The sequence below is a fragment of the Cysteiniphilum marinum genome, from assembly GCF_014857925.1.
Classification (GTDB): domain Bacteria; phylum Pseudomonadota; class Gammaproteobacteria; order Francisellales; family Francisellaceae; genus Caedibacter; species Caedibacter marinus.
The window spans coordinates 1-14,599 of sequence record NZ_JACYVZ010000010.1 but is presented as its reverse complement, the minus strand read 5'-3'; the positions used below and the strand labels follow the sequence as shown (position 1 = coordinate 14,599).

The 14,599-nt window shown below is 39.3% G+C and carries 8 protein-coding genes; 3 read left to right on the top strand and 5 right to left on the bottom strand.

Features of this window, described 5'->3' with window-relative positions; genetic code table 11:
• Positions 1-119 precede the first annotated feature (119 nt).
• Complete coding sequence (locus IE867_RS06630) at positions 120-5,048, bottom strand: G8 domain-containing protein (protein WP_192483988.1); 4,929 nt, start codon at positions 5,046-5,048, stop codon at positions 120-122.
• Between the two features lie 609 nt (positions 5,049-5,657).
• Here IE867_RS06630 and IE867_RS06625 point away from each other — a divergent pair.
• Positions 5,658-7,094, top strand: coding sequence for an amino acid permease (locus IE867_RS06625; RefSeq protein ID WP_192483987.1), 1,437 nt, complete (start codon positions 5,658-5,660; stop codon positions 7,092-7,094).
• A gap of 37 nt (positions 7,095-7,131) precedes the next feature.
• Entirely contained in the window at positions 7,132-7,977 is an 846-nt protein-coding gene (locus IE867_RS06620) for a YiiX/YebB-like N1pC/P60 family cysteine hydrolase (RefSeq protein ID WP_192483986.1), read from the top strand.
• Here the strand turns inward: IE867_RS06620 and IE867_RS06615 are convergent.
• Positions 7,958-8,791, bottom strand: a complete 834-nt coding sequence (locus tag IE867_RS06615; RefSeq protein ID WP_192483985.1) for a DUF2608 domain-containing protein — start codon at positions 8,789-8,791, stop codon at positions 7,958-7,960. The two genes, IE867_RS06620 and IE867_RS06615, sit on opposite strands and share 20 nt — an antisense overlap.
• A 383-nt stretch (positions 8,792-9,174) precedes the next feature.
• Between IE867_RS06615 and IE867_RS06610 the strand changes: the two genes are divergently transcribed.
• A complete protein-coding gene (locus tag IE867_RS06610) occupies positions 9,175-10,371 on the top strand; it encodes an FAD binding domain-containing protein (protein WP_192483984.1) in 1,197 nt (398 codons plus the stop codon).
• 990 nt (positions 10,372-11,361) lie between these two features.
• On the opposite strand, the gene IE867_RS06605 is transcribed toward IE867_RS06610, so the two are convergent.
• From IE867_RS06605 to IE867_RS06595, 3 genes are read right to left on the bottom strand one after another with little or no spacing between them, the layout of a single operon-like run.
• Entirely contained in the window at positions 11,362-12,492 is a 1,131-nt protein-coding gene (locus tag IE867_RS06605) for a M14 family zinc carboxypeptidase (RefSeq protein ID WP_192483983.1), read from the bottom strand.
• A gap of 5 nt (positions 12,493-12,497) precedes the next feature.
• The gene (locus IE867_RS06600; protein WP_192483982.1) at positions 12,498-13,715 is read right to left on the bottom strand and encodes a PLP-dependent decarboxylase; all 1,218 of its coding nucleotides are present in this window, start codon (positions 13,713-13,715) and stop codon (positions 12,498-12,500) included.
• Positions 13,715-14,464, bottom strand: coding sequence for a 2,3,4,5-tetrahydropyridine-2,6-dicarboxylate N-succinyltransferase (locus IE867_RS06595; protein ID WP_192484045.1), 750 nt, complete (start codon positions 14,462-14,464; stop codon positions 13,715-13,717). Before IE867_RS06595 ends, IE867_RS06600 begins: the two co-directional genes overlap by 1 nt.
• Positions 14,465-14,599: the final 135 nt, after the last annotated feature.

The following is a 14,599-nucleotide window of genomic DNA, read 5'->3' as shown; positions in this document are numbered from 1 at the left end:
TTAATGATTGGAGTTACGGACTTGTTCCATTTCAACACCCCACCTCGCAAGAGGGGTGGCAGCCGTAGGCTGACGGGGTGTTTAAAAAATCATAGCTTTTCTAAAGTGCGTAACTCCAGTTAATGATTTACGGTAATGGTGATATTATTTGTCTGGATTGTAATTTTAGTACAGCCTGCTTCAGTCCCTTTTGTGACTTTACCATTACTGCTTTGGTTAAAGGTTAAAGAACACGTCTGCTGCCCTTGAGGTTCATTAGGCAATGTTACCGTAGCTGTTTTATCAACACCGCCATATTTAAAGGAGAAGTTACTACCCGATGAGGTAGGCTCAATAGTATAACTCCCAATTTTTTTATCATTTTCATTAGTGTTGTAGAAATGCTTCCCATTTGCCGCTGTAATTATTGCTTTTTGTCCCGCAGCTGCAGTAGTACCCGTGTTAAATGTCCATACGGTACCACTATCGCTCCCACTACTACCACCTCCGCTTGGGTAACTGACAATGCTAATGCCTGAAGGTGCTGCATTATAAACATAGGTTTGATCACTGCTTGCAGCAGGCGCTAATGGCAATAGATTATTAACATCAGTTGGCGCAATAGATGCCGTGATACTCGGATCGATATTATAATAACGCGTAAGTGTACTAAGACTGCCTTGTGCTTTGACATTCATATTTTTTGGTGTGACTTGTGTATTACTTGCCGCATTATATAACACATACGGCGAGCTATAAGTCACTGTGCTATCGGTTGTATTAAAGCTTGGTGAGCTACCATTTGTAATCGTTGCCCAAGCTGATGGAGTACAACTTGGTTCACTGGCACTTGCTACATCAAAACCAACAGTATATACCGCACATCCCTCTGGCGGGCATGTTAATAATTCAGATGTTATGGGTGTGCCTGATTCAGCATAACAAGCTGTGGTTAATATATCCTTGATGGCATCTGGATTACTAAATGTCAAATAGTCTAATAAGACATCAATATTTGTTGTGTTGTAATTTGACTTATCACACGTTGCAAATGGTGGCGTGATCGGATTAGCTAGCGCTGAGCTTGCCGCATATTGGATCATATTGAAATACAAAATGCCGGAGCTTGAATCATAATAATACCCTTCCGTTAAATCTGCTGAGGTTGACGGTGTTAGGTTATAATTCGCAGTCATTGCTTTGGCAAATTGTTTGTTTAACTCCTTATAACCATCCGCTTGCTTATTATCATAAGTGTATGCTGACACTGCACCCCAAGGGCTTGATAAACCTCCTGCTGTTGATTTGCACGTATCATAGGCACTATCTGGTTTATCGATTGAGTTTGGACATGAGCTACCGGTTGGTGTTAAGCCATAACCACTCCAGTAAGGTGATTCAGTCAAATAGGTCACCAAAGAATTCCATTGTCTTGGGACTTTATAAATTTCAATATTAGTTGCATTTTTACCTATACAGATACCAACTCTATTGATAAAAGTGCTATGCACAGGGGCGTCGGAATAACTAAATATTAATTTATTGCTTGAGCTAACTGCCTGATCATTTTGCATCTGCTGTGTTAGCTGACTATCAAAAGTATAGCCCATATTGTTCATTACCATTGCTTCAAACATATAGTTTTTGCCACCTCGCCCTGTATAACTTGCTTGCGAAGGTTTTGCCTGATATGCCATATCTCGTGCAATCGATAATGGATAAACGCCCGCCTTAGCAACTCTATCACTAGCATTATATGCCACATTGATACTGGCATATTGATGTGGTGACATAAGTGCACTGGCTGTGGCATTATTACGCCCTCTTGAGTGCGGCTCATCCACAGTATAATCTGTTGAAAAGTACTCTAAATTATTCAATGAAATTGGATAATGATTAAGTCCTTCATTACTACAACTAGATGATGTTTTACTTGAGCAAACTTTATAGCCCGATAGACTAGCATCCTTGTCAATTTCGACAGTTTGTTTATCACCGTCATCAAGCCCATTATTTAGATTAGAAATTTCGGTAAAAACTTGATGCTGAAAGTTAACGTTATCCCATAAATTATTTTTGGCATATTGCGTTGGTGGTACTGATTGCGCATTGCCCTTAAGCCAAGAAAACGCGACATCACCATTATAACCATAATGACTATTGCCGCCTGATTTGTAATTATTACCTCCTGTTGGCGACGATAACTGCCCTGTTTTGTTAAAATTCATCATCCGATGGGCATCGATTTTTGTCACAAGATATCTACTTTCACTGGCGCTATACGACTCTGTGCTATTATCATAAAGTGCAGAATTGGTAGGATCTGCGCGGAAATTTACAAAGCGATTATTCTCCATACGCGCCGGACCATCATAAAAAGTATATCCTTGGAAGTTATAATTTAAATAAATATCGCCCGCTGCTGTTTGCATATTCGTACTTGCTTTGGATTTAGAAATATCATTTGGATTGACAGGCACACATTGCCCAATTTCATTTTCTATGGCTACAGGTAATGCATCCGTTGCCGCAAGCTCTGATGTGCCATCGCTATATAATTGATAATACTCCTCACAATCAATATAGCGCCCGACATTGTTATTAGTCACTCCTGCAAATACCGAATTATTAACCAGACCATAAAAGCCCAAAAGATTACCTTCAGGACCACCGCCTCCAAGTAACGTCATACCTTGCTTTAACATACTAAAACGACTGTTGTTAACTGCAACAAAAACACCACGATACCAAAAGGCTTTTTGTTGAATTTGTGTCAGCGTCAAACCATCAAAAATTACCAATGGCGCATTGGCATTTGGATTAACTTCTGAGCCAACAGAGACAGGCTTAGGTGGCGCACCCATTGTGGTCGTCTTCATCACAAAAAAGTTAGTCCCCGCCATCACCCCGTCATAACACGCATGCCCGCGATTGCCTGTAAACAAAGGATACAGATCTGCCTCTGGTGAACTTCCTACTTGCCCCATTGAATTAACATCTTGCCTTACAAACCAATAGGCAGCCCCTTGGATTTGACAACCTGCTACTGAGTTATTAACAAATAGATTCGGCAAGTTGGTATTTGTCGCACTTTGTCGACCAAAAGTAGTGATCCAAAAGCCGCTTGGCGCAAAGGAGTCAACAAAATTGCCAGTATTTGCGCCTGAGTTTGAAGTATCTGGTACACCTGAAGGGTTGTAATCAATCTCACCTGTTGCAACAAGATAATCACCATCCCAAAAAGTATTCTTACCAATTGGGTTATTATTAACATCTACAACGTTCTTGCTTGTTATGTCATATTTCAATGCCGCGGCCATTGCCCCTTGCACTAGATTTCTCACATAGTGATTATCCGCAATATTGTGACCATCCTCTAGGTAAAAAGCCTGTCCAATCGTGCGTACACAACTATTATTATAGAATTTCACCCCCATCGTATCGTGCGTCACAAAGCATTTATTAAAACTGTGATGAACACTCACATCCTGCACCAAGAGTTGAGCATCCTCGGTTAAGCTATTTGCATTCAAGCGATGAAAGTGTACAGGATAACGCCCCACTAGTGGCTGACCAAACTTCTCAATCTCAACACCAACAAGCTGCACTGTGACATCTGGTGCACTGGTTGCTGCTTGTGTTGTCCCATGTGAATGACTTTGATGATCTGACATTGAGTGATTCATTACTGCAATATGCCCACCAAAATAAGCATCATCTAAATGAGTCAGTTGCGGAGATGATGCCAAACCTGCAGTTGAAGTAAGTTTAATATTACGACTTAATAATGCAACTTCAGCACGCTCATCAATACCAAAATTACGCGTAGCATCATCATACATACTATACGCCTGCCCTTTTTTGGCATTATATTTTCCTTTATACGATGGTGTGTCTATACTAAAAAATCCCGGCGTTGGCGGCAATGAACCAAAGTGATAGCGCTTCAAAGGCGTATCATTGCTAATACTCGGACATTGAGATTTAAACGAAGGTGACCCTGCCAGCACAACGACTGAAACATTAGGATAGTTTGAACTTCCTGAAACATCACCATATTGCATATACGTGGATTCACTTTGCGCATTGCTATCTGGGTTTTGCATATCATAAATCGCACAAATTTGCACAATTTCGGTTTCGTGCGACACGAAACTCGTTGTTGAGATACTAATCCAATCACCACTTTGCCAGTCTGTACCATTTCCAGGTGTGACACGTTTTGCAAGCGCGACAATATAAGGGGTATCTGCTAGCGTTGGCGTTGGGAGATTCGCACTACTGCCAGTAGTTGTATCTTTTAACGTACCATAATTGGTTAAACTCACAGGTGCTTGCACCCACATATCTGCATTATAGAAGCTAGGACCCGCTGGATAGGTTAAATACGTCCAACTATTAGAGCCAATCACATTGTTGAAGTAAGGAAGCTGATTAATATCACCGCTGATTATACTACTGCCTGCCGTCGGACTTAGTGTTTGCCCATCGACAGTACCTCTGACATGGTTAATCGAATGTATATAACTGCTATCTGCTGTCTTAGTTAAACCTTTAGCGCCATAAAATAATAGCTGTCCGCCAGCGCTCACCGTAATATCACGCGCATTTTGAGTTGCTATGGTATTTTTAGCAATTTCACTGCATTGAGCTTGATCATCTTGGCATAAGGGCATAGGGGCTGCTGCTGCACTTTCCGTACCCGTCATTGTAATGGTTACTTTATTGGTTGATTTAATTGGATCAGTTGGTGAACCTATTTGCAACACACCACCATCAACCCAAAAAGATTGCGCTACGATATTAATTGGCGCAGGTGTCGCACTATTTACCAAACAAAGCGTACTTGTCGCGGGGATTTTTACTGGCAACAAGGGTGTCGCCAATGAACCTGTATCTTGTGTTATTTTATAAGTTGCTCCCGCGCTTAATGCGCAAATACCTGAAGCACTGTTACAAAACGTTGATAACTCAACTGCCGTAGTTAAATCACTGCAGTGATCATTAGCATAAGCATTAAAGATAGTCATTGTCAGTGCCAAACTGATCATTTTTTTTATATTCATCATTACTCTCCATGAAAAATGAGTTAACAATGAGTTAAGCAGATCGTTATAAAAACACCTATGGCAAATGGCTGATTTTTGATGCGCCAATATCTTAAGGAATCGTCATCAAATAAACTAAATGTTTGCGTTGCCTATCCCCTTCTATCTGTGTTGCTTAAACTTCACCATAACCTTACTCTGTTTATGTTTAAGACGCCTTGATAGAAAATAAATTTGCTTAGCTAACCTTTTATTTTATTTTTTTCCAATCCCTAATTCATAAAAAGATCGCTTTACATCAGCTGTGAAAAAGATTAATTTAACTGATTCACATGTATGGTTGCCATACATGTTTTATCCTTAATAGCGAAATTAAATAATGGGGCACAATACCATGAGTAAAGATTTGGGTTTTATTTTTATGACACAGGTTTGGAATCTGTAGATTCACTGGTATATTACACACAAAGGAATTAATAATGTTTAAGCATGAAACAAACATCAATACACGATCAAAGATACCCTTTTTTCTTCACCAAAAATATCATAGCTTGCGTATCTGAACGCATCTTGCAATGCGATAAAGACTAATCAATAATTATTTTGAACATTTGAAGAAAAGAGAAAAGTATGTCACATAAATTACAACGAAACTTAAAAGCTCGCCATTTAATCATGATCGCCTTGGGTGGCTCGATTGGCACAGGTTTATTTTTAGCAAGCGGTAGTGCTATTTACGAGGCCGGTCCGGGTGGAGCTATGCTCGCCTATATCATTATCTCACTGATGGTTTATTTTCTGATGTGTAGTCTTGGTGAAATGGCAGCACATTCACCTACCACAGGCACATTTTGTGAATACTCTAGCCGTTATGTCAGTGCTGATTTTGGCTTTGCCATGGGTTGGAACTATTGGTTTAACTGGGCAATTACCATTGCCGCTGAGATTATTGCTGCAGCTTTAATCATGCAATATTGGTTTCCTTATGTGCCGACGATCTATTGGAGTGTTTTATTTTTTGTACTTATTTTTGGTTTAAATCTATTAGCCGTTAAGGTCTATGGTGAAACAGAGTATTGGCTGTCTTTTATCAAAGTTGCTTTTGTGATTATTTTTATTGTTGTTGGCATATTAACCATTGTTGGTGTTACTGGCGTTGGTGGACCTGTTGGTTTTGAGAATTGGCATATCGGGGATGCGCCTTTTCATAATGGTATGATTGGTTTTATGGCGGTATTTTTGATCGCCGGATTCTCTTTTCAAGGTACGGAACTCGTTGGCGTTGCCGCAGGTGAAGCAGATAACCCTAGAAAATCGATTCCTCAAGCCATTAAACGCACCTTCTGGCGTTTGGTTATTTTTTACATTCTTGCCATTGGGATTATTAGCTTTTTGATTCCTTACACGAGTGACATTCTCATTAATAAAAACTCTGACATTGCCATTAGCCCTTTTACCATCGTTTTTAAAAATGCGGGATTAACCTATGCAGCAACCATTATGAATACAGTGATCTTAATTGCGATCTTATCTGCATGCAATGCCAGCATGTTTTCGGCAACACGCATTATGTGGCATCTAGCTAACACCAAACAAGCACCTAAGGTATTTGGTAAAATCAATCGCCAAGGCATTCCAATTAACGCGCTTTTGATTACGGCACTTGTTGGTTGCTTGTTCTTTCTGACTTCTTTTTTAGACAATGGTAGTGTGTTTATCTGGCTTGTTAACATCTCATCTTTAGCAGGGTTTGTTGCTTGGTTTGGTATTGCTTTAAGCCATTATCGATTTCGTCGCGCTTACCAAAAACAAGGTATGAATCTGCAAGATTTACCCTATCGCGCCAAATGGTTCCCAATAGCCCCCATTTTTGCGATGCTGTTAATTGCCGTGATTATCTTAGGGCAAGAGTTTAGCGATATTATTTCAGGGGATATTACATGGCAGAAATTCTTAGCAACCTATATCGGCTTTATTCTATTTTTAGCATTACTTATCGGTTATAAGCTGATTAAACGCAGCAAACTGATTGCCTTGGAAAAATGTGATATCTCTGCTAAACATTAGTTATTCAAAATCATTCTATGCAAGGTTAAAATCACAGATGCTCTTACGCAATAGCCTCAGTAAATATCTCATTCGCTTTCTTACGCATAATGTCGATAAGCCACGCAAATTAGCATTATCCGATTATCAATCATTAAGTCGCGCCGTTTTGCCTTGTGACGTATTATTAGTTGAAGGACGTTCACGCACAGCACGAGTTATCAGCTACATCACCCGCAGTATTTGGACGCATACCGCTTTATACATTGGAAAACTTAGCGAGCTTGAACCGCAACTGCAACATGCGCTATTACAATTTAATCCACATCTTAACCCTGAGCATATTATTATTGAAAGCATTCTTGGAGAAGGTGTTGTTGTAAAAAACCTCAACGAGTACACACACGAACACATTAGAATCTGCCGCCCCAAAGGGATTTCTAAAGCCCAAGTTATCACTGTTTTTAACTATGCAATAGCTAATCTTGGTAAGCCATATGATCATCGCCAAGTCTTTGATCTCGCACGTTTTTTGTTCCCATGGATGATCTTACCACGTAAATGGCGCTCAAGTATTTTTCAGCACAATGCAAAAGGGCACGCTAAAATGACTTGCTCTTTATTGTTGGCTCAGGCTTTCATTCAAGCGCGATTTCCTATTCTGCCTACCATTGAGAGAAGATCCTCAGGCAACTATTTTGAAGCAATTGTGCGTAACCCTAGGCTTTTTGTGCCTTGCGATTTTGATTATTCACCGTTTTTTGATATTGTTAAATATCCGATGATTCTGATTGAGGGTAATAGTGATCAGCTATTCTTATGGAATAACAAGGTAATGAGTAATGATGGTGAGGGTTTAACAAAGATCTCACCATCTAATAAGGTTAAGCATTCAAGCGGCTAACAATTTGTTGTAAATAATTAGACATCTTACGCCAATCTGCAATCTCCCAGTTTTTGCTATTCTCTGGATCGGGTAAATAGGTGTAATGAATGGCGTAATAATTAAGTTTGCCTTTCAATTCATCTTTAACCATATCAACTTTACTTCCCGTATCATCAACATAAACAACTGATTGACATAGGTTTGAATTATTTGTCTTTTGACGCTCTTTCTCGATCAACCCAAGAAGCAATTTTCCTTTATCACCACCAGCGGCATATTGAATACCATGGCTATACATCGTGTAGTCATTTTTATACTTATTTTGCGCAAAGAAACTTGGATCAAATTGATTACTGCCAATAGGATTCTTGGTAAAATCAAGTCCATTGATTCTTAGCTGCCTTAAGGTTGTTGCCTCAGCACTAAACCCGCGTGACGTCAACGCAATCGAAGGATATTCTTTTTGTAATTGATTAACCACTGCCACGGTGTCATTTTCTACCGGCTGATAATTAATAAAGTAACGCACCGCATTCAAGAAATCATAAATATTCGCACTTTGATCACTTAATAAATGCTTGGCATATACATTGCTTTTTGATGCCTGCCAATATACCCAGCCTTCACTGGCAAATTTTTCTTTATTCGTCAGCAAAGTATTATCGATATCATAAACAATACACACTGAGGACTTGCCATAGTCTTTACTTAATTTAACAATATATGGTTCGATGTCTTTGATATTTTTAATACTAACTTCTTGATTTGTCATTGCTTGAGCCGCACCAACGCCAAGGAATATCAATGACATAATCGTTATTTTTTTGATCATTTTTAACCCTCTTAGATTTCCCGCAGGCATATTAGCACAAAATGTAAATTTGTGTATTTTTTTGTAGCAAGGCTTTTGCTTTTGTTATAGCTATTCTATTTATGCTTTACGTATTTAGTTTCTAAATATACTTGAGTGATTTTGCATGATGGTATTGCAGTTAATAGCTGACCTTGACAGAGTCTTCGGGCGCTCATTTGCTAAAACAATGAAACTTTTCATTGTTTCTTAACGCATTCGCTATTAGCAAAATACCATCATGTAAAAGTGCCAAGTAGATGACGAAAATCATGCAGAAAGTATAGATGGGATAGCTATACTACTTCATTCTGTTTAGAATATGCCACTGATGTAATTGGAAAGTTAAAAGGGAAAAAAGAACGATGCAGAAGATAGCTATTATTGGCGGATCAATCGCTGGCAATGCCATGGGATTGGTGTTGTCGCGCTTAGGTTTTGATGTCACCATTTATGAACGCTCAAGCGCTCAACTTGATGATCGCGGTGTTGGTATATGTATTCCAAAAGATTTACGTAACATGCTGGTACAATGCGATATGTTTGACTCTGATGCCAAATATATTGAAATCATTGATCGACAGTTTATTGTTAGCGATGCCAAGCGTAATGCCGATGTATTCTGGCAACAACCTGTGAATGTCATGGCACACAACTGGTCAGAAATATATACGCAATTATATAAGCGCCTACCAAAAGGTATTTATCGGCAAGATGCGAGTGTGACGCATATTAAGCAAGATCAAAACAAGGTCATACTGTCACTCTCTAATGGGCAAACTGTAGAGACCGATTGGCTATTTTGTTGTGATGGCGTTAATTCACTTGGTCGCACGACACTTTTCCCTCAATCAAAACTTAATGAAGCACCTTATATTGCTTGGCGTGGCGTGATTGCAAAAGAGCGTGTTAGCAACCCATCACTATTTGATCGACTTAATTATTTTTGCTACGAATATGGGCATGTCGTGACTTACTACATCCCCAAACAAGATGGTAGTGTTGATTTGAATTGGGTTTTCTATCAAAAGGTAAATCAAGCACATAAAAATAAACTGTTAAACACGCATAAGAGCAATAAAGTCACAAGCTTAGCAGCACGCGAGCTTCAGCCAATGCACTTTGAAGAGCTAAAGAAATTAGCCAACATGATGCCTGAAGTTTTTGCCAAGGTGATACTTGATACGCCAAAACCTTTTATTCAAAACATCTTTGACACACAAGTCCCCGCACTTAAAAAGGGACGTATTTACTTATCTGGCGATGCTGCATTTATCTCACGACCACATACTGCAAGTGGCGCGACAAAAGCTTTGCAGAGCGCACTTATTCTATTTAAACAATTACAAGAAAATCAGCATGATTTAGACCGCGCCACAGATGAATGGGCAAAAATACAATATGATAATGAGCGTAAATTATATGAGCTTGGTAAAATTTTTGGGCATGCGCTTGTCACTGACACCCCCGACTGGCAGTTAATGAATCCAGAGAAAATGGATCAATGGTGGATCGACATTATGCAAAATCAACAATGGTATGCATATAAAACATCAAAATAAAGTTAGCTCATCTGATTCTGATAAAATAATAAATAAGTTGAGCTCTCTATTACCTCTCCCCTTGCGGGAGAGGTCGCGAAGCACAAGCTGAGCGGGTGAGGGGTAATGGGGTCTGCTCTTTATTTGTTAAAAACAATCTGGACATAGTGCCAACAGCCTCCAAAAATAAAAAATTTACTCTTTACCAAAATGCCTTTGTATACAACACAAGTCCTTATTGTCACAATAGTTTAATTATATAAATAAGACTTTAAGAAATTTTAAATGAAGGCTTCAGCGCTAGATAGTAAAAGAAAATACATCAACTTTAACGAATTAAAATCAATAAATGAGCAACTTGCGGCAGATCTTGAGTTCTTTAAACTGAAACAATGGCGATTAAGGAATATACTTTTGAAAACATTCCCCACATTAAAATATAAACTTCCCTCACTCTTCCTTTTTATACTATATAGCTTTGCTGCCTTTTTTATTATCCAATATAATCATCTACCTTCTCTCTGGATGCTTTTGCTTTTTGCCATTTATTTACCATTAATGTTTCTAGCAATCAATACTGATTGGCATAAAAGTAAAGTCATTCAAATGTCTTGGGTATGTAGGCTTTTCAGTTGCGGGAAATGTGCATTCATACTGTATTGGATAAACTCTCTACCATTAGAGAACAAAAGGTTATTAATCCGATTATTAAGTGACCCTCAGAAATTGAGCGCAGCAACAAGTTATGCCCATCAAAAACAGACTTACCTCCAATTGTGCATTTCGTCTTCTGTTGTTCAAATCACACTACTGCTAATAACCATCTCAGCGCTATTTTCCACATCACAAATAATACGTGAATTTCTTGTAGTATCTATCTTCACAACTCTCCTTATCTCATTTCTAATCAACGCAAAATATCTACTAAGCTTCCAAACTATAATCAAAACACTTAACAAACACCGCACTCAATGGTCAGAACACCTAAAATCACAAATACATCTATAACAATTATAATTCACTAACAATCACATTCAACAAATGACTACCTCGTTGTAACGCGCCTTTGCTATGAACACTTATTACAAGTCCGGCAAATGAGAAACTCACATCACACTCCTTGGCATGCACCATTTGCAAACATCTACCTATTACCTGACCTGCATCAAAAGTATCGCCTGGTACGACAAACCACTCATATAAACCACCAGATTGCGCGTAGACTGCTTGGAAAGAATCCTCATCATAAAAGGCAATGTGTTTAGCGCAAGCTTCTTTGTATGCTTTATTTGCAGCTATTACTTGCTGTGCTGCAAGATAGTTTAATATTCGATTAGATTGAATCTGCGCTTTTTTATGATCAATCAACTCTTCGGATCCCAACTCAAGGGTGAAACTATCCACCAATACAGGTTCATTCCTACCTAATTCAGTAAATGCCTTTTGCACACTCCACCAAGGATAAAACCCTGCTTCATCCAATGAACCATTACATTTATTCTCAATTAATAACACATACTCAAACCCCAAAGACTCCGCACTATCTTTAGCATATTGCGGGCTATATAGATAATCAATTGCCAATGAATCTGTATGCAAATCCAAAATAATATCAGCCTGCAATGCCTCTAGTTGCATGGTATAGTTTAACCGTCGCGCACGTGACAACCCAAAGTCATTATTAAGCGCTGCTGTCATTTGCGCGCTAATCTCATTTCGCAGTGCCGTAGCATATTCTGCTTGAGCGCTTTTAAGATGCTCTTTGGCAAATGATTGATAATCTATCTCAGGCTTAAAATAATAGCGGTTCCAATTGTCGCCATTAGTTGCATCAAAACGCCCCTGATGTCCAGCTCCAATAAGTATATCACGTCCAAAGGGATTACATTGTGGAATAATCGTAATATCACCTTGTGGTTGTTCTTCATTAAAGTGCTTAAGTAAATTTATAATCACGGCATTACCCTGAATCTCTGAGGCATGCATGCTTGCTTGAATATAGACTTTCTTAGCATTTTGATCTTGACCTTTAATCTTATATTTCGCAACTGTGATTGCTTCTCCTGAGGCATTTTGCCCCACGTCAATCAACGACTTCGTGATATAACTTTTCATTTCTTTAGCTTCTTTAGTTTCTTTCATTTCTCTCATTTAAGCCAGACTCCCGCAGCTTCAGATTTTCTTAATATCTTAATTTGCTCTTTTTGCCCTTTTTGATATGTCACCTCCGCTGGCAGCGTATGACACAAAAAAAACGGCATGCTCTCAGTAAAGCCATAAGCACCAGTATAGTGAAAGATAATATGATCCTGTGCTTTAGTATCACTTGGCAGTTGCACTTCCCCTAAATAGTCTAAGCTAGTGCATAACGCACCATGCAAATGCATCTTAGATAGAGTGCTACTACTTTCTCTTAGCAGGCTCACAGGAAATGCTTGTGATGTCAGCGTCGGGCGCATTAAATGTTGACTGCCACCTGCTAATATTAACATGTCACGCTCATAAACTGTCTTACGATCCACTACCTCAGTGACATAAACACCACACTTAGCAACGGCATAGCGCCCAAGCTCAAGCCAAATCTCTGTTTGTGGGTAGTGGCTTTTAAGTTTTAAAATCAATGCGTTAATTTCAGCTAAGCTTAGCTCTTGTCCTTCATGTTGATAATCAATACCTAAACCACCACCCAAATCTAATACACGCAAATCAATGCCCATGGTCTCTGCTAATTCATTTAATGTATGAGCAATCGTAAACCAAATGCGCTCAAGTTTGTCTATACAGAGGATATTACCCCATTGAAAACAATGAAAACCTAAGATATTAAGATATGGACAATCAAGGTCATTGTTCTTTGCGTAAGTGACCCAGTCATCAGGTGACAAACCAAATGGTGTAACACACTCACCACCTAAGACATTTTTTTCGCCATCATGCCATTGCAATTGCACGCGTAGCAACACATCAATATGAACTTGTTTTTCATTGGCAATACTTTGCACATCTTGCAATTGTTGCGTACTTTCAATGACAAACCGTCTAACACCTTGATCAATAAAATAGCCTAATTGCTCATACGACTTAGCAGGCCCTGTGTGCAAGATATTTTGAGGATTAACACCTTGCTTTAGCACCTGATCAAGCTCACCAATACTCGCCACATCAAAGCGCATTCCCCCATTATTCAAGGTTGTAATAATCGCTGATAAAGGATTGGCTTTAAGCGCATACCAAAGGGTTACGGGTAATGTTTGTAACGTTTTTATATGGGATTGTAAAACATCTAAATCATAGAAAAAAAAGGGCGCATCAATCTCTTTAGTTAAATCAACCAATGCTTGATGGTGGTGTAAGGTATCAACCATTAACGCAATGCCTCCTCCAAACTAAGCGCATGATCACTTTTATCATCACGATATTTAACAATAATTGGGCATGCCGCTTGCAAACCTTGAGTCTTTGCCCAAGCTTGCGACAGTGGTCTACTGCCTGGTACGACAACAGCACCTTCTGGAATGGCTTCACCTTTGTCAAGGATACGCTCATTAACGCAGTCATACACGCTAACGCCACGTGACAACACTACCGATGGCGCAATAACCGCGCGTCTTTTAACAACAATCCCTTCAACAATGACGGCCCCCGCACCAACAAACACATGGTCCTCAATCACGACAGGATTCATGCCGATTGGTTCAAGCACACCGCCGATTTGCACACCTGCTGATAAATGCACATGCTTACCAATCTGTGCGCAAGAGCCTACTAATGCATGGCTATCAATCATCGTACCTTCATCGACATACGCACCGGTGTTAACATATGCCGGCGGCATAATGATTACCGATGGCGCGATATAAGCACCGGTTCTTACGGCTGAGCCGCCTGGCACCATACGCACACCATCGGCAACGGTAAAACGTCTTGGAACCAGATTATGCTTATCGACAAAGCCTTGATAGCTTTCGGTAAAATCCGTATTTTGACCGGCTTTAAATGCCGCTAAAATCGCTTCTTTAACTGCAATATTCGCTTGCCATTGACCATTTTCTTGGCGCTCTGCTGAACGCAGTTTACCTGTTTGTAAATCTTGTAGGGTTTTCTCCCAACTCATCATTTATACTCCTATGTTAATTTTCAACTCTTCAGTTGGTTAAATGTTTAATTTTTTCTCAAAACATAGTTGGGGAAATCTTCAAAAACCCAATTATTTTTAAGTGTTAAATAAATTGTTTTTAACAGCTTTCTA

Excerpts from the sequence above, each read along its gene's own strand:
- IE867_RS06630 (WP_192483988.1), bottom strand. The coding sequence starts at position 5,048 with ATGATGAATATAAAAAAAATGATCAGTTTGGCACTGACAATGACTATC.
- IE867_RS06625 (WP_192483987.1), top strand. The coding sequence starts at position 5,658 with ATGTCACATAAATTACAACGAAACTTAAAAGCTCGCCATTTAATCATG.
- IE867_RS06620 (WP_192483986.1), top strand. The coding sequence starts at position 7,132 with ATGCTCTTACGCAATAGCCTCAGTAAATATCTCATTCGCTTTCTTACG.
- IE867_RS06615 (WP_192483985.1), bottom strand. The coding sequence starts at position 8,791 with ATGATCAAAAAAATAACGATTATGTCATTGATATTCCTTGGCGTTGGT.
- IE867_RS06610 (WP_192483984.1), top strand. The coding sequence starts at position 9,175 with ATGCAGAAGATAGCTATTATTGGCGGATCAATCGCTGGCAATGCCATG.
- IE867_RS06605 (WP_192483983.1), bottom strand. The coding sequence starts at position 12,492 with ATGAAAGAAACTAAAGAAGCTAAAGAAATGAAAAGTTATATCACGAAG.
- IE867_RS06600 (WP_192483982.1), bottom strand. The coding sequence starts at position 13,715 with ATGGTTGATACCTTACACCACCATCAAGCATTGGTTGATTTAACTAAA.
- IE867_RS06595 (WP_192484045.1), bottom strand. The coding sequence starts at position 14,464 with ATGAGTTGGGAGAAAACCCTACAAGATTTACAAACAGGTAAACTGCGT.